Source organism: Streptomyces sp. NPDC088733 (assembly GCF_044751185.1).
GTDB lineage: Bacteria > Actinomycetota > Actinomycetes > Streptomycetales > Streptomycetaceae > Actinacidiphila.
On the sequence record NZ_JBIVLH010000005.1, the window covers coordinates 43093 to 63088 of the forward strand.

Genomic DNA, 19996 nt, shown 5'->3' on the forward strand with positions numbered 1-19996 from the left:
TTGAATCCGCATCCTCTGACCCAGAGAAGAGACCGCACCACGATGTCCTGGCTGTCCAGAATCAGCCTCGCCCAGCGCGCCCTGATCGCGCTCATGGCCGTGGTCGCCGTCGTATTCGGCGCGATCGCGATACCTTCGCTCAAGCAGCAGCTGCTGCCCTCCATCGACCTGCCCATCGTCTCGGTGATCACGACCTTCCAGGGTGCCTCGCCCGACGTCGTCGAGAAGCAGGTCGTCGAGCCGATCGAGGACGGCATCAAGGGTGTCGACGGGATCACCGGCATCACCTCGACGGCCGGCGAGGGCTCGGCCGTGATCATGGCCCAGTTCGACTACGGCAACGACAGCGACAAGCTGGTGGCCAACGTCCAGCAGGCCGTGAACCGGGTCTCCTCGCGTCTGCCGGAGGCCGCGGACCCGCAGGTCATCGCGGGTTCCACGGACGACATCCCGACCGTGGTGCTCGCCGCCACCTCCACCGGCCTGGACCAGCAGGCGCTGGCCGACGGCCTGGACCGCTCCGTGGTCCCGGTCCTCCAGGACATCGACGGCGTCGGCCAGGTCACGGTCACCGGCGTCCAGGACCAGATCGTCACGGTCACGCCGGACGACGCGAAGCTCGCCAGGTCCAAGATCGGCTCCTTCGACGTGGTGCAGGCGCTCCAGGCCGGCGGCCACCCGGTGCCCGCGGGCTCCTTCGACGAGAACGGCAAGAGCCGCACCGTCCAGGTCGGCGGCGAGTACGCCTCGCTGGACGAGATCAAGGACCTGCGCGTCCCGACGACGGACGGCAAGCCCGTGCGCCTCGGTGACGTCGCCACCGTCGTCGAGAAGCCGGACGTCACGGACTCCATCACGCGCACCGACGGCAAGCCGAGCCTCGGCATCGCGGTCACGATGACCCAGGACGGCAGCGCCGTCGCGGTCTCCTCGGCGGTCAAGGACAAGCTGGCGGACATGGAGCGGGACCTCGGCAAGGGCGCGAAGCTCACCGTCGTCAGCGACCAGGGTCCGGCGGTCTCCAAGTCGATCCACGGCCTGACCACCGAGGGCCTGCTCGGCCTGCTCTTCGCGGTCGTCGTCATCCTGGTCTTCCTGGCGTCGCTGCGCTCGACGCTGGTGACCGCGCTCTCCATCCCGCTGTCGGTCGTGCTGACGCTGATCGTGCTGTGGACCCGTGACCTGTCGCTCAACGTGCTCACGCTGGGCGCGCTGACGATCGCCATCGGCCGGGTCGTCGACGACTCCATCGTGGTGCTGGAGAACATCAAGCGGCACCTCGCCTACGGTGAGGAGAAGCACGCGGCGATCATCACCGCCGTGCGCGAGGTCTCCGGCGCGGTCACCGCGTCCACGCTCACCACGGTCGCCGTCTTCCTGCCGATCGGCCTGGTCGGCGGCCTGGTCGGGGCGCTGTTCGGCTCCTTCTCGCTGACCGTGGCGGCGGCGCTGCTCTCCTCGCTGCTGGTGTCGCTGACGGTCGTGCCGGTGTTCTCGTACTGGTTCCTCAAGCCCCCGGCCGACGCCGGCACGGTGGACCCGGACGAGCTCCGCCGTGCGGCCGAGGCGAAGGAGGCCGGCAGCCTCCTGCAGCGGCTGTACGTCCCGGTGCTGCGCTTCGCCACCCGTCGCCGCATCACCAGCATCGTGATCGCGGTGGCGGTGCTGCTGTGCACCTTCGGCCTGGTCCCGTTGCTGAAGACCAACTTCTTCGACCAGGGCGACCAGGACACGCTGACGGTCAAGCAGCAGCTCGCTCCGGGCACCGGCCTGAAGACCTCCGATGCCGCGGCCGGCAAGATCGAGAAGCTGCTCGACGGCATCGACGAGATCCAGGACTACCAGGTCACCGTCGGTTCCTCCGGCTTCCTGGCGGCCTTCGGCGGCGGCACCGGCGCCAACCAGGCCAGCTTCCAGGTCCGTCTGAAGGACGCCGGTGACACCACCGCCGCCCTGGACAAGATCCGCTCCGGCCTGAAGGCGCTCGACGGTGTCGGCACGACCTCGGTCTCCGCGGGCGGCGGCTTCGGCAGCCAGAACCTGTCGGTCGTGGTGAAGGCCGCCGACGGCGACACCCTCGCCAAGGCCGCCGAGCAGGTTCGCGCCGCGGTGGCCGGACTGGACGACGTCACCGACGTCAGCAGCGACCTCGCGCAGTCCGTGCCCCGGATCGAGGTCCACGCCAAGCAGGCGGAGGCCGCGAAGTACGGCCTCAACGACACCACGATCGGTGCCGCCGTCACCCAGGCCGTGAAGGGCACGACCGTCGGCAAGGCGGTCCTGGACGACACCGAGCGCGATGTGCGGGTCACGTCCGAGCAGGACACCACGACGCTGGCCGGCCTCAAGGCCCTCGTCATCCCCACCCCCGCGGGCCCGGTGAAGCTGGACAAGGTCGCCGACGTCGTGGAGGCCCCCGGGCCGGTGCAGAAGACCCGGATCGACGGCGCGCGGGCGGCGACCATCACGGCGACGCCGACGGCCGACAACACCGGCGCCGTCAACACCGCCCTGCAGGCGAAGATCAAGGCGCTCGACCTCCCCAAGGGGGCGACCGCCGCGATCGGCGGCGTCTCCTCGGACCAGGGCGACGCGTTCTCGGGGCTGGCGCTGGCGATGCTCGCCGCCGTCGCCATCGTCTTCATGCTGCTGGTCGGCACCTTCCGCAGCCTGATCCAGCCGCTGGTGCTGCTGGTGTCCATCCCGTTCGCCTCGACCGGCGCGATCGGCCTGCTGCTCGTCACCGGCACCCCGCTGGGTGTGCCGTCGCTGATCGGCATGCTGATGCTCATCGGCATCGTGGTGACGAACGCGATCGTGCTGATGGACCTCATCAACCAGTACCGGGCGCAGGGCTACGGCGTGGTGGAGGCGGTCATCGAGGGCGGCCGGCACCGTCTGCGGCCGATCCTGATGACCGCGCTCGCGACCATCTTCGCGCTGCTGCCGATGGCCCTCGGGGTCACCGGTGAGGGCGGTTTCATCGCCCAGCCGCTCGCCGTGGTCGTCATCGGCGGTCTGCTGTCGTCGACGCTGCTCACGCTGCTGCTCGTGCCGACCCTCTACACGATGGTCGAGCTCCGCAAGGAGCGGCGGGCCAAGCGCAAGGCGCTCAAGCGGGCCGCGAAGTCGGACGGTCCCGGCGCGGGCGAGGCCGAGCCGACGCCCGAGCTGACCAAGGTCTGACACGTGTGAGCAGGGCCTGACGACGGAGGGGCCAGGGGCGAACGCCCCTGGCCCCTCCGTCCGTTGGGGTCCGTACGGCTCTCAGAGGAAGAAGCCCGAGGGGATGTACGGCTGCGGCGGCCGCATCCCGCGCAGGCAGACCCAGCCGGACGTGGTGAGTTCCAGACCGGCCGTCAGGCCGACGTCCACCGCCCACTGCTGCTCGGCCGTCAGATGCGCGACCTTCGCCGGGGTGCCTTCCGGCAGGGACAGCAGCGCGGCCGTGAGCAGCCGGGTCGCCAGGCGGCGCGACGTGGCGGCCAGCAGCCGCACATGCCCGTCCGAGCCGACGTAGCAGTAGCCGCTGCCCGCGAAGTCGTCGACGACCAGCAGCCCGCACTCGGTGAGCAGGTGGTCGTGGTCGGGGCCGTGCGCGCCGCCGCGGGTGCGCCGGTCGACGGAGTCCATCATGTCCCGGTGCTTGACCGAGCCCTCGTGCACCGCCCCGTCCGGCGCGGGCAGGCCGCCCTTGCGGACGGTCCCCTTCAGGCGCATCGCGGGATGCAGCTCGAAGCCCGCCCGGCGGTACGTCGCCGCCGCCCGCGGGTCGGCGGAGCTGCAGATGATGCCGCGCAGGCAGCCGCGCCCGTGACTCAGGGCGGCGGCGAGCAGTTCGCGGCCGACCCCCTGGTGCTGCGCGGACGGCAGCACGGCGAACAGCGACAGCCCCCAAGTCCCTTCGCGGCGCGTCGACATGGAGACGCCCAGCGGCATGCCGGAGGCCTCGTCCACGGCCAGCCAGCAGCCCCCGGGGTCGGTGCGCGCGACGTACCGGTTGCGCCGGCGCAGCAGAGCGGCCCGCTCGGGAGGCATCTCCTCGGGCGGGCCGCCGCCGGGCAGTGCGTCGGAGGCACCGAAGGCGGCGGCCGCCACCACCGCCACCGCATCGGCGTCCTCGTCGGAGTCACGGAGGGGGCGCAGGATCATGCGCCCATCCTGCCCGCTACGGCAGGGCGAGCATCCGCTCCAGCGCGAGCTTGGCGAAGTGCTCGGTCTCCTTGTCGACTTGGATGCGGTTGACGACCTTGCCGTCGGCGAGCGACTCCAGCGTCCACACCAGGTGCGGCAGGTCGATCCGGTTCATCGTCGAGCAGAAGCAGACGGTCTTGTCGAGGAAGACGATCTGCTTGTCGGGGTGCGCCTTGGCCAGCCGGCGCACGAGGTTGAGCTCGGTGCCGATCGCCCAGGACGAGCCGGCCGGGGCCGCGTCCAGCGCCTTGATGATGTACTCGGTCGAGCCGACCTGGTCGGCCGCGGCCACGACCTCGTGCTTGCACTCGGGGTGCACCAGCACGTTGACGCCGGGGATGCGGGCGCGGACGTCCTCGACCGACTCCAGCGAGAAGCGGCCGTGCACCGAGCAGTGGCCGCGCCACAGGATCATCCGGGCGTCGCGCAACTGCTCCGTGGTGAGGCCGCCGTTCGGCTTGTGCGGGTTGTAGACGACGCAGTCGTCCAGGGAGAAGCCCATGTCGCGGACGGCGGTGTTGCGGCCGAGGTGCTGGTCGGGGAGGAAGAGCACCTTGTTCTCCCGGCCCTCGCCCTGCTCGAAGGCCCACTCCAGGGCGCGCTTGGCGTTGCTGGAGGTGCAGATCGTGCCGCCGTGCCGGCCGGTGAACGCCTTGATGTCCGCGGAGGAGTTCATGTACGAGACGGGCACGGTGACATCGGCGACGCCGGCCTCGGTGAGCACGTCCCAGCACTCGGCGACCTGCTCGGCGGTGGCCATGTCGGCCATCGAGCAGCCGGCGGCCAGGTCGGGGAGGATCACCTGCTGGGCGTCGGAGGTCAGGATGTCCGCGGACTCCGCCATGAAGTGCACACCGCAGAAGACGATGTACTCGGCCTCGGGCCGTGCGGCGGCGTCGCGCGCCAGCTTGAAGGAGTCGCCGGTGACGTCGGCGAACTGGATGACCTCGTCGCGCTGGTAGTGGTGACCGAGGACGAAGACCTTGTCGCCGAGCTTGGCCTTGGCGGCGCGGGCCCGTTCCACCAGGTCGGGGTCGGAGGCGGCGGGCAGGTCGCCGGGACAGTCCACACCGCGCTCGCTGCGGGGGTCGGACTCGCGGCCCAGGAGAAGCAGCGCGAGCGGGGTCGGCTGGACGTCCAGCGGTTCGGTGGTGGTGGTCACGGGCCCGGAGCCCTTTCTCTGCGGAACTGCGGCTCAACCTTTTCGTCTATTTGACGCTATCTATCATAACCCGTTCGCGTCAGGATGACGATGGGCATCGCGTCACTGTGACGCATTACCTGGAGCAGCCTCGGTGTGCGAGCATGGATGACGCGAAAGACGGTCGGACCCGGAGGAATGAATCCGGGGAGCCACCGGTTGACCGTCGTGGCAGCAGTCCGTACAACCCGGGAGTGATCAGATGACGGTTCAGGACGAGACCAGCCAGAGCGAGGGCATCCTGCTGTCCGACGCGGCGGCCTCCAAGGTCAAGAGCCTGCTCGAGCAGGAGGGCCGCGAAGACCTCGCACTGCGTGTCGCCGTCCAGCCCGGCGGCTGCTCCGGTCTTCGCTACCAGCTCTTCTTCGACGAGCGTTCGCTCGACGGCGACGTCGTGAAGGACTTCGGCGGCGTCAAGGTCGTCACCGACCGCATGAGCGCCCCGTACCTCGGCGGCGCCTCGATCGACTTTGTCGACACCATCGAGAAGCAGGGCTTCACGATCGACAACCCGAACGCGACCGGCTCCTGCGCCTGCGGCGACTCCTTCCACTGAGTCCCGGCGCGTACGCGCACCCGCACGAAGGCGGCGGACACCCACGGTGTCCGCCGCCTTCGGCGTTCCCCCGGCCGGCCTACGCCCGCGGCACGGTGCTGCCGTCGGAGAGGTCCACGACCTTGCGGTCGCCCAGCGGGGCGTCGAGCGGGACCGTACGGGTGAACTTCTTGGCGATCATGACGCAGGCCTCGCCGGGGTTCGTCTCCACCGAGGTGACCCGCACCTTCACCGCCCGGCCCGAGCCGTCGGCGCTCGCCGCGTAGCTGCTGCACACGCCGCCCCAGAAGCGCAGGGTCAGCTTCGAGCCCTCCACGGTGTACGACTCCACCTTCGTCGTCCCCACCCGCGGCGCGGTGCCGGGGCCGGGGCCGGGACCGCCGGGTGGGCCGGGGAGCGTCTCCGAGGGGGAGGGGACCCGGCTGCGCGGGCCGCCGCGCACGAACCGCGGGTCCACGGCGGGCTGCGCCACCACCGGGGTGCCCCGCACGCCCGGCTGCGTCAGCGTGAAGAGCCACGACGGGACCAGCGCCGGCCGGCCGGACACGAACTGCGCCGACAGCCCGAACTCGGCCTTGCGCACCTCCTGGCCCCGGGGGCCGTACGGCAGGCACGGCAGCTTCCTCGGCAGCGCGGGGTCCTCGCCCGGCGCGCGCGACTCCTTGGGGACCACCGTCGGGCAGTCGCGGAGCCCGTGGTCGCCGCCGGTGCCCGGATGACGCAGGAGCTCCAGCGCCTTCGCGGCCGGCACCACGGGATAGGTGGCGCCCGGGGTGAGCGGCGCCATCCTCCCGAACGCGGTGACGATCCCTTCGTGGCCCACGGTCAGCGACGTGCGCCAGCCCAGCGTCGGCAGGCCCGCGACCCGCGGGTCCGCGGTGACCTTGCGCAGGGCCCCGGCGGACTCGCCCGCGTCGGTGCGGGCGTCCCGCAGTCCCAGTGCCGCGAGCACCGGGGCGGCCGCGCGCAGCGCCCGCTCCCCGCTCACCGCGTGGTCCTCCGGCGCCGGTGCGCGCTTCTGCCGCGGCGCGGTGGTGTAGAGGGAGTACGCCCAGTCGCCGGGCGCCTGCCGGTTCACCCGCAGCGCGGGCCCTGCGCCGTCGGGGGTGCCGCCGGCCTTCCACATGCCGTGGTCGGCGACGACCGTCCCGGGCACACCGAGGGCGCGGGCCAGCCTCTCCACGGCGGCGCGGGAGACGGTGCCGGGGTGCTGTACGGCCGCGGAGGACGGGCCGGTGGGCAGCTTCGCCTTGAGCACCGGATCGCCGACGACCCCGTGGGTGGGGCCGTCGATCTCCAGCGGGGGCGGGGACTCGGCGCTTTCGCCGGGGCCGCCGCCACCGGGCGCCCGCGGGGTGCCGCTCTGCGCACTGGACGTCGCCCAGTAGGCGCCGCCGCCCCCGGCGGCCAGGACGGCCGCGGCGACCGCGACGACGGCCCAGGGCGACCTCCGCCGGCGCTGCGGCAGCGTGTTCTCGCTCTCCACGACGGCTCCTTCGGCTCCGTGCCGATCCGTACCGACCCGTAACGGTGCGTACCGGGCAGGTACAGCATGACGCCCCTGTGGCTCAGGAGCGGGACGTCACTTGGACGGGGCGGGGCGCGTCGCGGTTCCGGTCAGTCCCCGTACTCGGCCATGCCCTCGACGACGTGTGCGGACGCCTCGGGCACGGTGATGCCGTGCAGTCGGGAGGGAGCGACCCGTGGGGCCTCCGGCGTGGCGGGGGTCTCCCAGTGCTGGGCCATCTTGCGGCAGTCGCCGAGCAGCTCGGCGAGCGTCTCAGATTCGCCGAGCTGAGCGGCGGGCAGGGAAGGGGTCATAAGCCGACCCTAGGCATCCTGAATCACATGAGAAAGACCTACTATCGGGTAGTTTCTCCGTGTCGCGTCCGCCGGCTCAGCCGGTAACGTTGGCAGGTCTGTCCCCCCGTCCGCCCCCCGCAGGAGCAGCCAAGCCGTGCGTATCGCAGTCACCGGCTCCATCGCCACCGACCACCTGATGACCTTCCCCGGCCGATTCGCCGACCAGCTCGTCGCCGATCAGCTCCACACGGTCTCCCTCTCCTTCCTGGTCGACACCCTCGACGTGCGCCGCGGAGGCGTCGGCGCGAACATCTGCTTCGGAATGGGCCAACTGGGTGTACGGCCCGTCCTCGTCGGCGCCGCCGGCTCCGACTTCGACGACTACCGGGCGTGGCTGGACCGGCACGGGGTGGACACCGCGTCCGTGCGGATCTCCGAGGTCCTGCACACCGCGCGCTTCGTGTGCACCACCGACGCCGACCACAACCAGATCGGCTCCTTCTACACCGGTGCCATGAGCGAGGCCCGCCTCATCGAGCTGCACTCCGTCGCCGCCCGCGTCGGCGGTCTCGACCTGGTCCTCATCGGCGCCGACGACCCCGAGGCGATGCTCCGCCACACCGAGGAGTGCCGTTCCCGGTCCATCCCGTGGGCCGCGGACTTCTCGCAGCAGATCGCCCGTATGAACGGCGACGAGATCCGGATACTGCTGGACGGCGCGGCCTACCTCTTCTCCAACGAGTACGAGAAGGGCCTCATCGAGTCCAAGACCGGCTGGACCGAGGAGGAGATCCTCGGCCGGGTCGGCACCCGGGTCACCACCCTGGGCTCCCGCGGGGTGCGCATCGAGCGGTCCGGCGAGGAGCCGGTCGTCGTCGGCTGCGCCGAGGAGGAGGCCAAGGTCGACCCGACGGGCGTGGGCGACGCCTTCCGCGCCGGCTTCCTGTCGGGCCTGGCCTGGGGCGTCGGGCACGAGCGCGCCGCGCAGGTCGGCTGCATGCTCGCCACCCTGGTCATCGAGACCCTCGGCACCCAGGAGTACCAGCTGCGCAGGGCGCACTTCATGGACCGCTTCACCAAGGCCTACGGCGACGAGGCCGCCGACGAGGTCCGCGCGCACCTGCGCTGACCGCCGGCACGTCCGCTCCGCCGCGCCCCGCCGTCCCTTCCCGGGCGGCGGGGCGCGGCGCGTGGCGGGCTGTTCAGGACAGCCGGCGCACCCAGTAGGCGACGCCCCGTGGCGCCTCGTGCTCACCGGCGTACTCCTGGCCGCGCATCTCGCACCACGCGGGGATGTCGAGCCGGGCGGCCTCGTCGTCGGACAGCACGGAGACGATCCCGCCGACCGGTACGTCCTCGATGACCTTCGCCAGCTCGATGACCGGGATCGGGCACCGCTTGCCGAGGGAGTCCACCACCAGGTCCGGCAGGCCCTCGCCCGTCGTCGCGGCCGGCCGCGACGACGGCTCGGGAGCGCCGAGGCGTTCGCGGACGGTCCGGACCACGCCGGGCAGCGCCTCCAGGAAGCCCTCGACGTCGCCGGCGACCGCGCCGTGCGGGAGCGAGACGCGGACGTTCCCCTCCGACAGCACGCCCATGGCCTTGAGGACATGGCTGGGCGTCAGGGTGCTCGACGTGCAGGACGACCCGGAGGAGACGGACCAGCCCCCGCGGTCGAGTTCGTGCAGCAGCGCCTCGCCGTCGACGTAAAGGCAGGAGAACGTCACGATGTTGGGCAGCCGCAGCGACGGGTGCCCGACGACCTCGACGTCCGGCACCAGCTCCGGCACCCGGGTGCGGATCCGGTCGACCAGCGCCGACAGCCGCGCCGCCTCCGCGACCGCCTCCGCGCGCGCCGCCCGCAGCGAGGCGGCCGCCGCGACGATCGCCGGAAGGTTCTCGAAGCCGGGGGCGCGGCCGGACTCCCGTTCGTCCGCGGGTCCCTGGGGCGCGAAGCGGGTGCCCTTGCGCACCGCGAGCAGCCCGACCCCGGACGGGCCGCCCCACTTGTGGGCGCTCGCCGCCAGCAGCGACCAGGGCCCCTCGACCGGCCCCCAGCCAAGTGACTGGGCGGCGTCGACCAGCAGCGGCACCCCGGCGGCCCGGCACCGCTCGGCCGCCTCCGCCACCGGCTGCACCGTGCCCACCTCGTGGTTGGCGGACTGCAGGCACGCCAGCGCGGTGTCCGCACGCAGCGCGTCGCCGAAGGCCGCGGCGTCGACCAGGCCCGTGCGGTCCACCGCCACCTCGGTCACCGCGCCGTCCTCCACCGCGTGCAGCACGGAGGAGTGCTCGACCGCGGAGACGACCACGTGATTTCCCACCCGCCGCCGTCCGGCCAGCGTCCCGGAGACACCCGCGTGGACCGCGCGTGTCCCCGAAGGAGTGAAAACGAGTTCGTCCGGCCGGCATCCCACGGCCTCCGCAGCGGCCTCGCGCGCCGCGTCGAGCAGCAGCCGGGCCCGCCTCCCCTCCCGGTAGAGACGGGAGGGGTCGGCCCAGCCCTCGTCGAGGGCGGCGAGCAGGGCCTGTCGGGCGACGGGATGCAACGGAGCGGCGGATGCGGCATCGAAATAGGGCACGTCGGGCACGGTACGCCCCGCCGCTCCCGACGGCGTCTGGGCCTGCGTCAGAACTCCCCGGAACGGGGCGTTCCGCGGGTCCGCGAGGGCGCCCGACACCCCTTCGGGGGCCGCCCCGGCGCGTTGGCACCCCTCCCCGCGCGGCCCAAAAACGAGTCCAGTAGGGTTTGGTCCGCATAAACATCCACACCACTGCCCGCGCCAGGGCGACCGACCAGCACAGGCCGGGAATCCGGACGCGCGGGCGAGACTCTCGGGAAGGCGCTACGTGAGTCCCTACGGCTCCGACCGCTCGTCGCGGCGCCCGATGCGGCGGATTCTGCCGCAGGCGCTGGCCGCGGGCCTGGTCCTTGCGACCGCCACCGGTTGCACATACGAGGACTTCCCCCGCCTCGGCATGCCCAGCCCCGCAACAGCCGAGGCACCGCGGATCCTCTCGCTCTGGCAGGGTTCCTGGGCCGCCGCGTTCGCGGTCGGTGTGCTCGTCTGGGGACTGATCCTCTGGAGCATCATCTTCCACCGGCGCAGCCGCACCAAGGTGGAGGTGCCGCCCCAGATCCGGTACAACATGCCGATCGAGGCGCTCTTCACCACGGTCCCGCTGGTCATCATCTCGGTGCTCTTCTACTTCACCGCCCGGGACGAGTCCAAGCTCCTGGAGACCTCCAAGCGGCCCGACCACGTCATCAACGTGGTCGGCTTCCAGTGGAGCTGGGCGTTCAACTACGTCGAGGACGTGGACGGCAACCCGTCGACGCCCCCGGCCGGCAAGGTGCCCGCCGAGCTCTCCACGATCTCGGCGAAGAAGCTGGACGCGCCCGCCGGCGCGGACGGCGTCTACGACTTCGGCTCCGCGGCCACCAAGGACCCGGACACCGGCAACCCGGGCCCGACCCTGTGGCTGCCGAAGGGCGAGACGGTTCGCTTTGTCCTCACCTCGCGTGACGTCATCCACGACTTCTGGGTGGTCCCCTTCCTGATGAAGATGGACGTCATCCCCGGCCACACCAACGTCTTCCAGGTGACCCCCAACAAGGAGGGCACCTTCATGGGCAAGTGCGCCGAGCTGTGCGGCGTGGACCACTCCCGGATGCTCTTCAACGTCAAGGTCGTCTCTCCGGAGCTGTACCAGCAGCACCTGAAGGACCTGGCGAAGAAGGGCCAGACCGGTTACGTCCCGGCAGGCATTGCCACCACCGGCAACGCCAAGAACGCGGAGACCAAGACCCAGTGAGCATTCTCAACGAACCCCACGGCGCGGCCGCGGCGCACGAAGACACGTACGAGGACGAGCTGCCGCTCCGCACGAAGCAGCCCGGTGTGGCGATCGTGAAGTGGCTGACCACGACCGACCACAAGACGATCGGTTCGCTCTACCTCGCGACCTCGTTCTTCTTCTTCATCATCGGCGGCATCATGGCGCTCATCATGCGCGCCGAGCTTGCCCGCCCCGGCACCCAGGTGGTGTCGAACGAGCAGTTCAACCAGCTCTTCACGATGCACGGCACCGTGATGCTGCTGATGTTCGCGACGCCGCTGTTCGCCGGCTTCGCGAACTGGATCATGCCGCTGCAGATCGGCGCCCCCGACGTCGCCTTCCCGCGGCTGAACATGTTCGCCTACTGGCTCTACCTGTTCGGCTCGCTCATCGCGGTCGCCGGCTTCCTGACCCCGAACGGCGCCGCCGACTTCGGCTGGTTCGCCTACTCCCCGCTCACCGACGCGGTCCGCTCGCCGGGCATCGGCGGTGACCTGTGGATCATGGGTCTGGCCTTCTCCGGCTTCGGCACGATCCTCGGCTCGGTCAACTTCATCACCACGATCATCTGCATGCGCGCCCCCGGCATGACGATGTTCCGGATGCCGATCTTCGTCTGGAACGTGCTGCTCACCGGTGTGCTGGTGCTCTTCGCCTTCCCGGTGCTGGCCGCCGCGCTGCTCGCGCTGGAGGCGGACCGCAAGTTCGGTGCGCATGTCTTCGACGCCGCCAACGGCGGCGCCTTGCTGTGGCAGCACCTCTTCTGGTTCTTCGGGCACCCAGAGGTGTACATCATCGCGCTGCCGTTCTTCGGCATCATCAGTGAGGTCATTCCGGTCTTCTCCCGGAAACCGATGTTCGGTTATGTCAGCCTCATCGCGGCGACCATTTCCATCGCCGGCCTCTCGGCGACCGTGTGGGCGCACCACATGTACGTCACCGGCGGTGTGCTGCTGCCGTTCTTCTCCTTCATGACCTTCCTGATCGCGGTACCGACCGGTGTGAAGTTCTTCAACTGGATCGGCACCATGTGGAAGGGCTCACTGAGTTTCGAGACACCGATGCTCTGGGCCATCGGCTTCCTGATCACCTTCGCCTTCGGTGGTCTGACCGGTGTCATCCTGGCCTCGCCGCCGCTGGACTTCCACGTCTCCGACTCGTACTTCGTGGTGGCGCACTTCCACTACGTGGTCTTCGGAACCGTCGTCTTCGCGATGTTCTCCGGCTTCCACTTCTGGTGGCCGAAGTTCACCGGCAAGATGCTGGACGAGCGCCTCGGCAAGATCACCTTCTGGACGCTGTTCTTCGGCTTCCACGGCACGTTCCTCGTCCAGCACTGGCTGGGTGCCGAGGGCATGCCGCGCCGCTACGCGGACTACCTGGCCGCGGACGGCTTCACCACGCTGAACACCATCTCGACCATCAGCTCCTTCCTGCTGGGCCTGTCGATGCTGCCGTTCTTCTACAACGTGTGGAAGACCGCCAAGTACGGCAAGCCGGTCGAGGTCGACGACCCGTGGGGCTACGGCCGCTCCCTGGAGTGGGCGACCTCCTGCCCGCCGCCGCGGCACAACTTCCTCACGCTGCCGCGCATCCGGTCCGAATCCCCGGCGTTCGATCTCCACCACCCGGAGATCGCCGCTCAGGACCAGCTGGAGAACGTCGGCCCGGCCCCCAAGGCCGTCTCCGGCGGCGATGAGAAGGAGACGGGCAAGTGAAGTTCCAGGGCAGGCTGTTCCTGTGGCTCTCCTTCTTCTTCCTGGCCATGGCCGTCGTGTACGGCCTGTGGTCCAAGGAGCCGGTGGGCACCACGGCGCTCTTCCTCTCCTTCGGCCTGGCCGTGATGATCGGGTTCTACCTGGCCTTCACCGCCCGCCGGGCGGACACCGGGGCGCAGGACCGTGAGGACGCGGACGTCGCCGACGACGCCGGCGAACTCGGCTTCTTCAGCCCGCACAGCTGGCAGCCGCTGCTGCTCGCCTTCGGTGGTGCCACCGCCTTTCTCGGCATCATCTTCGGCTGGTGGCTGATCTACTTCGGCGCGCCCTTCATCCTCTTCGGACTGTGGGGCTGGGTCTTCGAGTACTACCGGGGCGAGAACCGCACCCAGTGATCTCCTGGTGAGCCCTTAGCGCACACGGGCGAGGCCCGGACACCCGAATGGGGTCCGGGCCTCGCCCGTTCGCACGCGCCCGACGCGCACAAATGGTCTCTTATGCATACCGTGTGATCATGGGTCTCTTTTCTCCCCGCCGAATGGCGATCGCACTCGTGACAGCGGTGGTGGCAGCTCCACTGGCGGCCTGTTCGAGTGACGGCGATCCGTTGGCCAAGGCTCCGTACGACGCCTCGGGCGACGTGGTGTGGGCCGCGGGCACGGGCACCAAGAAGGCCGACCCCGGTAAGCCGCTGGAAATCACCGTCAAGGGTGATGGCAAACGCATCACGGATGTGACGGCCACCGACGCCTCGGGCCGGTTCATCCGCGGGCGGCTCTCCGAGGACGGCAGGCACTGGCAGAGCACCTCCGCACTGGGGGCGGGGGCCCACTACACCGTCCGGGTGAGCACCGAGGACAAGGACGGCCGCCAGGGCCGCAAGACGCTGGCGCTCGACACCCGTGCCCCCGACAAACTGCTGCGGGTCACCTTCGGCCCGGAGGCCGGCACCTACGGCGTCGGACAGCCCGTCACCGCCGAACTCAGCGCCCCCGTCAAGGACATCAACGCCCGCATCGCCGTGGAGCGCAGTCTGCACGTCGACTCCTCGCCCTCGGCCGGCCAGGGCGCCTGGTACTGGGTGGACGACCGCACCCTGCACTACCGCCCGCGCGCCTACTGGCCGGCGCACGCCCGGATCGAGGTGCGCAGCACCCTCGACGGTCTGCACATCAAGGGCGGCATGTACGGCGGCCCGGCCAAACCCCTGACGCTGCGCACCGGGGACCGCGTGGAGGCGCTCACGGACGCCTCGACGCACACCATGACCTTCAAGCGCAACGGCCGTGTCGTGCGCACCATCCCGGTCACCACCGGCAAGCCCGGCTTCTCCACCCGCAACGGCATCAAGGTCGTGTTGGGCCAGGAGGCCAACGTACGGATGCGCAGTGAGACCGTCGGCATCGCGTCGGGCAGTTCGGACGCCTACGACCTGCCCGTGCAGTGGGCCACCCGGGTGACATGGAGCGGCGAATACGTGCACGCCGCGCCCTGGTCGGTGGGCTCGCAGGGTGTCGCCAACGTCAGCCACGGCTGCACCGGCATGAGCACCGAGAACGCGCACTGGTTCTTCGAGAACGTGCGGCGCGGGGACATCGTCGTGGTCTCGCACAGCCTGGGGGAGGAGATGGCGCCGTTCGGGAACGGATTCGGCGACTGGAACCTCAGCTGGGCGGACTGGCGCAAGGGCAGCGCCGCCGGGGCGCGGGCCGGTTCCGACCCGGCCGCGGCGGACGACACGGACGACCCGCAGGCCCGCCTGCGGCCCGTCCTGTGACCTCTGCGGCGGCTACGCGCCGACGGACAGCCGCTGCCTGAGCAGCCCCGCCAGGGCGGCGCTCAGCTCGACCGGGTCGACGGGGTGGCTCACCGCCGCGTCGGCCCGGCTCCAGCTCGCCAGCCAGGCGTCCTGGGGGCGCCCGATCAGCACCAGCACGGGCGGGCAGCGGAAGATCTCGTCCTTGACCTGCCGGCACACACCCATGCCGCCCGCCGGCACGGCCTCGCCGTCCAGCACGCACACGTCGACGCCGCCGCTCTCCAGGGCGCTCAGCACCGCGGGAAGGGTCGCGCACTCCAGGTACTCCACGGGCGGCAAGTCCGCCGCGGGGCGGCGTCCGACGGCCAGACGGATCTGCTCCCGGGTGTTCCTGTCGTCGCTGTAGACCAGCACCGTCGCGGTCGTCTGCATCCGTGCCTCCTCGCCTTCGTGGAGTCGCCTGCCTGTGGCCGAACCTTACTCCTGAGCAGGGTCCTTCGAGGAGTGTTAGCTCCTTCGGGCGATCTCCACCGGTGTCCCAAGGGCCTTGACACACCGAATGGCACCCCCCGGAGTGAGCGCGAGATAAGGGACCGACATAATGTCGGTCGTGGCGACAGCAACAGCAGTAGAAACCGGGCACGCGCACCCGTCGGTCAACCGGCCGAACCTCACCAGCGTCGGAACCATCATCTGGCTGAGTTCCGAGCTGATGTTCTTCGCGGCCCTCTTCGCGATGTACTTCACCCTTCGCTCGGTCACGGGTGCCGAGTACTGGAAGGCCCACGCCGATCTCCTGAACGTTCCGTTCTCGGCGGCCAACACCACGATCCTCGTGCTCTCCTCCTTCACCTGCCAGATGGGTGTCTTCGCCGCCGAGCGCGGCGACGTGAAGAAGCTGCGCGCCTGGTTCGTCGTGACCTTCATCATGGGCGCGATCTTCATCGGCGGTCAGATCTTCGAGTACACGAACCTCGTGAAGGAGGACGGCCTTTCGCTCTCCTCCGACCCGTACGGTTCGGTGTTCTACCTGACCACCGGCTTCCACGGTCTGCACGTGACGGGCGGTCTCATCGCCTTCCTGCTGGTCCTGGGACGGACCTACGCGGCCAGGCGGTTCACCCACGAACAGGCCACCGCCGCCATCGTCGTCTCCTACTACTGGCACTTCGTCGATGTCGTCTGGATCGGCCTCTTCGCCACGATCTACCTGATCAAGTAAGCGGACCGCCGCGGCAGACGCGGCCATCGGTCCGTCTCCCAGACCCATCGACGCAAGAGATCCTGACACCGGGGTAATCCGTGAAAAAGCTCTCCGCACGACGGCGCCACCCGATGGCGGCGCTTGTCGTCCTACTTCTCGCGCTCACGGCCATCGGGGGGCTGTACGCGGCGCTCGCGCCCGCGCCCAAGGCGCAGGCCGACGACAGCTCCCAGTCCCTCGCCATCGAAGAGGGCAAGAAGCTGTACGCCGTCGGTTGCTCCAGCTGCCACGGTACGTCGGGCCAGGGAAGCAGTGACGGCCCCAGCCTGGTGGGCGTCGGCTCCGCGGCCGTGGACTTCCAGGTCGGCACCGGCCGTATGCCGGCCCAGCAGCCGGGCGCGCAGATCCCGAGCAAGAAGGTCATCTACTCGCAGAAGCAGATCGACCAGCTCGGCGCCTACATCGCGTCGCTCGGCCCGGGCCCGTCCACGCCCACCAAGGAGCAGACCAACCCGAGCGGCGCGGACACCGCGCGAGGCGGGGAGCTGTTCCGCACCAACTGCGCGCAGTGCCACAACTACCAGGGCAAGGGTGGCGCCCTGACGAACGGCAAGTACGCCCCGTCGCTGTCGGGCGTGAGCAACAAGCACATGTACGAGGCCATGCTCACCGGCCCGCAGAACATGCCGTCGTTCCCCAACAGCACGATGCCCGAGCAGAACAAGCGCGACATCATCGCGTACCTGAACGCCGTCAACGGCGACAAGGCCCCGAGCCCCGGCGGTATGTCGCTGGGCAGCCTCGGCCCGGTCACCGAGGGTCTGTTCGGCTGGATCTTCGGTCTCGGCGTGCTGATCGTCTGTGCGTGCTGGATCGGCGCCCACACCACCAAGGCCAAGAAGTCATGAGTCAGGACATGTCAGAAGAGAACCTGCCTGAGCGTTCGGCTCACGGCGCCGGCGAGGTCGGCCGCGCGGATGAGCACCCGTTCGCGGACCCGGGCCTGCCCGCGCACCTGCCGCGCCGCCAGGACATCGACGAGAAGGCCGCGAAGTCCTCCGAGCGGACCGTGGCGCTGCTGTTCGCGGCGTCGATGATCGCCACGCTCGGCTTCATCGCGAGCTTCGTCGTCATCCCGATCGACAAGATCGTCTACATCTGGCCGCTGGGCCACATCAGCGCGCTCAACTTCGCGCTGGGCATGACGCTGGGCGTCTCCCTCTTCGCCATCGGCGCCGGCGCCGTCCACTGGGCCCGCACCCTGATGGACGACACCGAGCGCCCGGCCGAGCGGCACCCGATCGAGGCCGACCCGGAGACCCGGGCGCAGGTGATGCAGGACTTCGGCGACGGCGCGCGGGAGAGCCAGCTGGGCCGCCGCAAGCTGATCCGCAACACGTTGTTCGGCGCGCTCACCCTGGTCCCGCTCTCCGGCGTCATGCTGCTGCGCGACCTCGGCCCGCTGCCGGAGGAGAAGCTCCGCCACACCCTGTGGGCCAAGGGCAAGCTGCTGGTGAACCAGAACACCAACCAGCCGCTGCGTCCCGAGGACGTCGCCGTCGGCTCCCTCACCTTCGCCGTGCCCGAGGGGCTGGAGGAGGACCAGGAGGACTTCCAGGAGCAGATCGCCAAGTCCGCGCTGATGATCGTCCGCATCGAGCCGCAGGACATCAAGGACAAGCAGGCCCGCGAGTGGGCGCACCAGGGCATCCTGGCCTACTCCAAGATCTGCACCCACGTCGGCTGCCCGATCAGCCTCTACGAGCAGCAGACGCACCACGTGCTCTGCCCGTGCCACCAGTCGACGTTCGACCTGTCCGACGGTGCCCGGGTGATCTTCGGTCCGGCGGGCCACGCCCTGCCGCAGCTGCGGATCAGCGTGAACGACGAGGGCTACCTCGAGGCGCTCGGCGACTTCGAAGAGCCCGTGGGCCCTGCCTTCTGGGAGCGTGGATGAGTACCAACGAGAGCGCGAGCGCCAAGCCGCGCGGCAAGGCGCCCGCCGGCGAGCGGGTCGCCGACTGGGCCGACGGCCGGCTGGGCATTTACAGCCTGGCCAAGGCCAACATGCGGAAGATCTTCCCGGACCACTGGTCCTTCATGCTGGGCGAGATCTCCCTCTACAGCTTCATCATCGTCATCCTGACCGGTGTCTACCTGACGCTGTTCTTCCACCCGGCGATGAACGAGGTCGTCTACGACGGCTCGTACACCCCGCTGCAGGGCATCCGGATGTCCGAGGCGTACGCCTCGACGCTGCACATCAGCTTCGACGTGCGCGGCGGTCTGCTGGTCCGGCAGATCCACCACTGGGCGGCCATCGTCTTCGTGGCCGCGATGCTCGTGCACATGATGCGCGTCTTCTTCACCGGCGCCTTCCGCAAGCCGCGCGAGATCAACTGGCTGTTCGGCTTCCTGCTGCTCTTCCTCGGCATGTTCGACGGCTTCATGGGCTACTCGCTCCCGGACGACCTGCTGTCCGGCACCGGTATCCGCTTCATGGAGGGCGCGGTCCTGTCCGTGCCGATCGTCGGCACGTACCTGTCGTTCTTCCTCTTCGGCGGGGAGTTCCCGGGGCACGACATCGTGCCGCGGTTCTACACGATCCACGTACTGCTGATCCCCGGCATCATGGCGGGCCTGCTGGTGGCCCACCTGATCCTGGTCTTCTACCACAAGCACACGCAGTTCCCCGGTCCCGGCAAGACCGAGAAGAACGTGGTCGGCATGCCGCTGCTGCCGGTCTACACCGCGAAGGCGGGCGGCTTCTTCTTCCTGGTCTTCGGTGTCATCGCGGCCATGTCCGCGCTGGTGTCCGTCAACCCGGTCTGGGCGTACGGGCCGTACCGGCCGGACCAAGTGTCGACCGACGCCCAGCCCGACTGGTACATGGGCTTCTCCGAGGGCCTGATCCGCATCATGCCGGGCTGGGAGATCAGCCTGTGGGGCCACACCCTCGTCCTGGGTGTCTTCATCCCGCTGGTGATCTTCCCGATGGTCCTGGGCTTCATGGGCGTCTACCCGTTCCTGGAGTCCTGGGTCACCGGTGACAAGCGCGAGCACCACCTGCTCGACCGCCCGCGCAACCGCCCGGTCCGCACCGGCATCGGCGCCGCCTGGATCAGCCTCTACCTGATCCTGCTGGTCGGTGGCGGCAACGACCTCTTCGCCACCCGCTTCCACCTGTCGATCAACGCGATCACCTGGGTGGTCCGGATCTCCTTCTTCGTGCTGCCGGTGCTGGTCTTCTTCATCACGAAGCGGATCTGCCTGGGCCTGCAGCGGCGCGACCGCGACAAGGTGCTGCACGGCCGCGAGACCGGCATCATCAAGCGGCTGCCGCACGGCGAGTTCATCGAGATCCACGAACCGCTCGACCAGGCCAAGCTGTTCACGCTCACCTCGCACGAGCAGCCGGTGCCGCTGGCCGGCGGCCCGGAGACGGACGAGAACGGCGTGGAGAGGAAGGTCGGCCCCATCACGCGAGTGCGCGCGATGCTGTCGCGCGGCTACTACGGCGAGGGGACGCAGATCCCCAAGCCGTCGGCCGAGGAGTACGAGGAGATCACGAGCGGCCACGGCCACCACTGATCCCCGAAGCTGTGCCACCGGGCGGGGCCCTGCCCGTCGGAGTCCATCCGACGGACGGGGCCCTTTCCCGTTCCCCCGCGCCGATAGGCTGGGGCCGAAGGTATCCATTGCACGTCAGACCACCCGGAGT

General features: G+C 70.0%; 17 protein-coding genes. 11 read left to right on the plus strand and 6 right to left on the minus strand.

The window, feature by feature from the left end; translation table 11 throughout:
• Positions 1-42 precede the first annotated feature (42 nt).
• Positions 43-3186, plus strand: a complete 3144-nt coding sequence (locus ACIP64_RS10945) for an efflux RND transporter permease subunit (RefSeq protein ID WP_401583940.1) — start codon at positions 43-45, stop codon at positions 3184-3186.
• Between the two features lie 81 nt (positions 3187-3267).
• Here the strand turns inward: ACIP64_RS10945 and ACIP64_RS10950 are convergent, their stop codons facing one another.
• Together ACIP64_RS10950 and nadA are read right to left on the minus strand one after the other, a co-directional pair.
• Complete coding sequence (locus ACIP64_RS10950; RefSeq protein ID WP_401583943.1) at positions 3268-4152, minus strand: GNAT family N-acetyltransferase; 885 nt, start codon at positions 4150-4152, stop codon at positions 3268-3270.
• Positions 4153-4168: 16 nt separating this feature from the next.
• The gene (gene nadA, locus ACIP64_RS10955) at positions 4169-5356 is read right to left on the minus strand and encodes a quinolinate synthase NadA (protein WP_401583945.1); all 1188 of its coding nucleotides are present in this window, start codon (positions 5354-5356) and stop codon (positions 4169-4171) included.
• A 241-nt stretch (positions 5357-5597) separates the two neighbouring features.
• Here nadA and ACIP64_RS10960 point away from each other — a divergent pair, with 241 nt between their 5' ends.
• Entirely contained in the window at positions 5598-5951 is a 354-nt protein-coding gene (locus ACIP64_RS10960; protein WP_360911457.1) for an iron-sulfur cluster assembly accessory protein, read from the plus strand.
• A 79-nt stretch (positions 5952-6030) separates the two neighbouring features.
• Here the strand turns inward: ACIP64_RS10960 and ACIP64_RS10965 are convergent, their stop codons facing one another.
• The gene (locus ACIP64_RS10965) at positions 6031-7437 is read right to left on the minus strand and encodes a hypothetical protein (RefSeq protein ID WP_401583948.1); all 1407 of its coding nucleotides are present in this window, start codon (positions 7435-7437) and stop codon (positions 6031-6033) included.
• 131 nt (positions 7438-7568) lie between these two features.
• Positions 7569-7772 (minus strand): hypothetical protein, encoded by a 204-nt coding sequence (locus ACIP64_RS10970; protein ID WP_401583951.1) that lies wholly within the window; start codon positions 7770-7772, stop codon positions 7569-7571.
• Between the two features lie 136 nt (positions 7773-7908).
• Between ACIP64_RS10970 and ACIP64_RS10975 the strand changes: the two genes are divergently transcribed.
• On the plus strand, positions 7909-8883 hold the full coding sequence (locus ACIP64_RS10975) for a carbohydrate kinase family protein (protein WP_401583954.1): 975 nt from the start codon (positions 7909-7911) through the stop codon (positions 8881-8883).
• 73 nt (positions 8884-8956) lie between these two features.
• Here the strand turns inward: ACIP64_RS10975 and ACIP64_RS10980 are convergent, their stop codons facing one another.
• Positions 8957-10336 (minus strand): cysteine desulfurase/sulfurtransferase TusA family protein, encoded by a 1380-nt coding sequence (locus ACIP64_RS10980; RefSeq protein ID WP_401583957.1) that lies wholly within the window; start codon positions 10334-10336, stop codon positions 8957-8959.
• A 268-nt stretch (positions 10337-10604) separates the two neighbouring features.
• On the opposite strand from ACIP64_RS10980, the gene coxB reads away from it, so the two are divergent.
• The 4 genes from coxB (at position 10605) to ACIP64_RS11000 (ending at position 15089) form a co-directional block, all read left to right on the plus strand.
• Positions 10605-11570 (plus strand): cytochrome c oxidase subunit II, encoded by a 966-nt coding sequence (gene coxB / locus ACIP64_RS10985; RefSeq protein WP_401583960.1) that lies wholly within the window; start codon positions 10605-10607, stop codon positions 11568-11570.
• Complete coding sequence (gene ctaD / locus ACIP64_RS10990; protein ID WP_401583963.1) at positions 11567-13312, plus strand: cytochrome c oxidase subunit I; 1746 nt, start codon at positions 11567-11569, stop codon at positions 13310-13312. Before coxB ends, ctaD begins: the two co-directional genes overlap by 4 nt.
• Positions 13309-13707 (plus strand): cytochrome c oxidase subunit 4, encoded by a 399-nt coding sequence (locus ACIP64_RS10995; RefSeq protein ID WP_360911443.1) that lies wholly within the window; start codon positions 13309-13311, stop codon positions 13705-13707. The genes ctaD and ACIP64_RS10995 overlap by 4 nt, the downstream gene beginning before the upstream one ends.
• Before the next feature lie 119 nt (positions 13708-13826).
• Positions 13827-15089 (plus strand): Ig-like domain-containing protein, encoded by a 1263-nt coding sequence (locus tag ACIP64_RS11000; RefSeq protein WP_401583967.1) that lies wholly within the window; start codon positions 13827-13829, stop codon positions 15087-15089.
• A gap of 12 nt (positions 15090-15101) precedes the next feature.
• Here ACIP64_RS11000 and ACIP64_RS11005 read toward each other — a convergent pair whose 3' ends face one another.
• Complete coding sequence (locus tag ACIP64_RS11005) at positions 15102-15503, minus strand: hypothetical protein (RefSeq protein ID WP_401583970.1); 402 nt, start codon at positions 15501-15503, stop codon at positions 15102-15104.
• A gap of 169 nt (positions 15504-15672) precedes the next feature.
• Between ACIP64_RS11005 and ACIP64_RS11010 the strand changes: the two genes are divergently transcribed.
• The 4 genes from ACIP64_RS11010 (at position 15673) to ACIP64_RS11025 (ending at position 19866) form a co-directional block, all read left to right on the plus strand.
• Positions 15673-16293, plus strand: coding sequence for a heme-copper oxidase subunit III (locus ACIP64_RS11010; protein WP_401583973.1), 621 nt, complete (start codon positions 15673-15675; stop codon positions 16291-16293).
• 80 nt (positions 16294-16373) lie between these two features.
• Positions 16374-17183 (plus strand): c-type cytochrome, encoded by an 810-nt coding sequence (locus tag ACIP64_RS11015; RefSeq protein ID WP_401583976.1) that lies wholly within the window; start codon positions 16374-16376, stop codon positions 17181-17183.
• Positions 17184-17191: 8 nt separating this feature from the next.
• Complete coding sequence (locus ACIP64_RS11020; protein WP_401583979.1) at positions 17192-18232, plus strand: Rieske 2Fe-2S domain-containing protein; 1041 nt, start codon at positions 17192-17194, stop codon at positions 18230-18232.
• Positions 18229-19866: a cytochrome bc complex cytochrome b subunit gene (locus ACIP64_RS11025; RefSeq protein ID WP_401583982.1), complete on the plus strand. Its 1638-nt coding sequence runs from the start codon at positions 18229-18231 to the stop codon at positions 19864-19866. The genes ACIP64_RS11020 and ACIP64_RS11025 overlap by 4 nt, the downstream gene beginning before the upstream one ends.
• Positions 19867-19996: the final 130 nt, after the last annotated feature.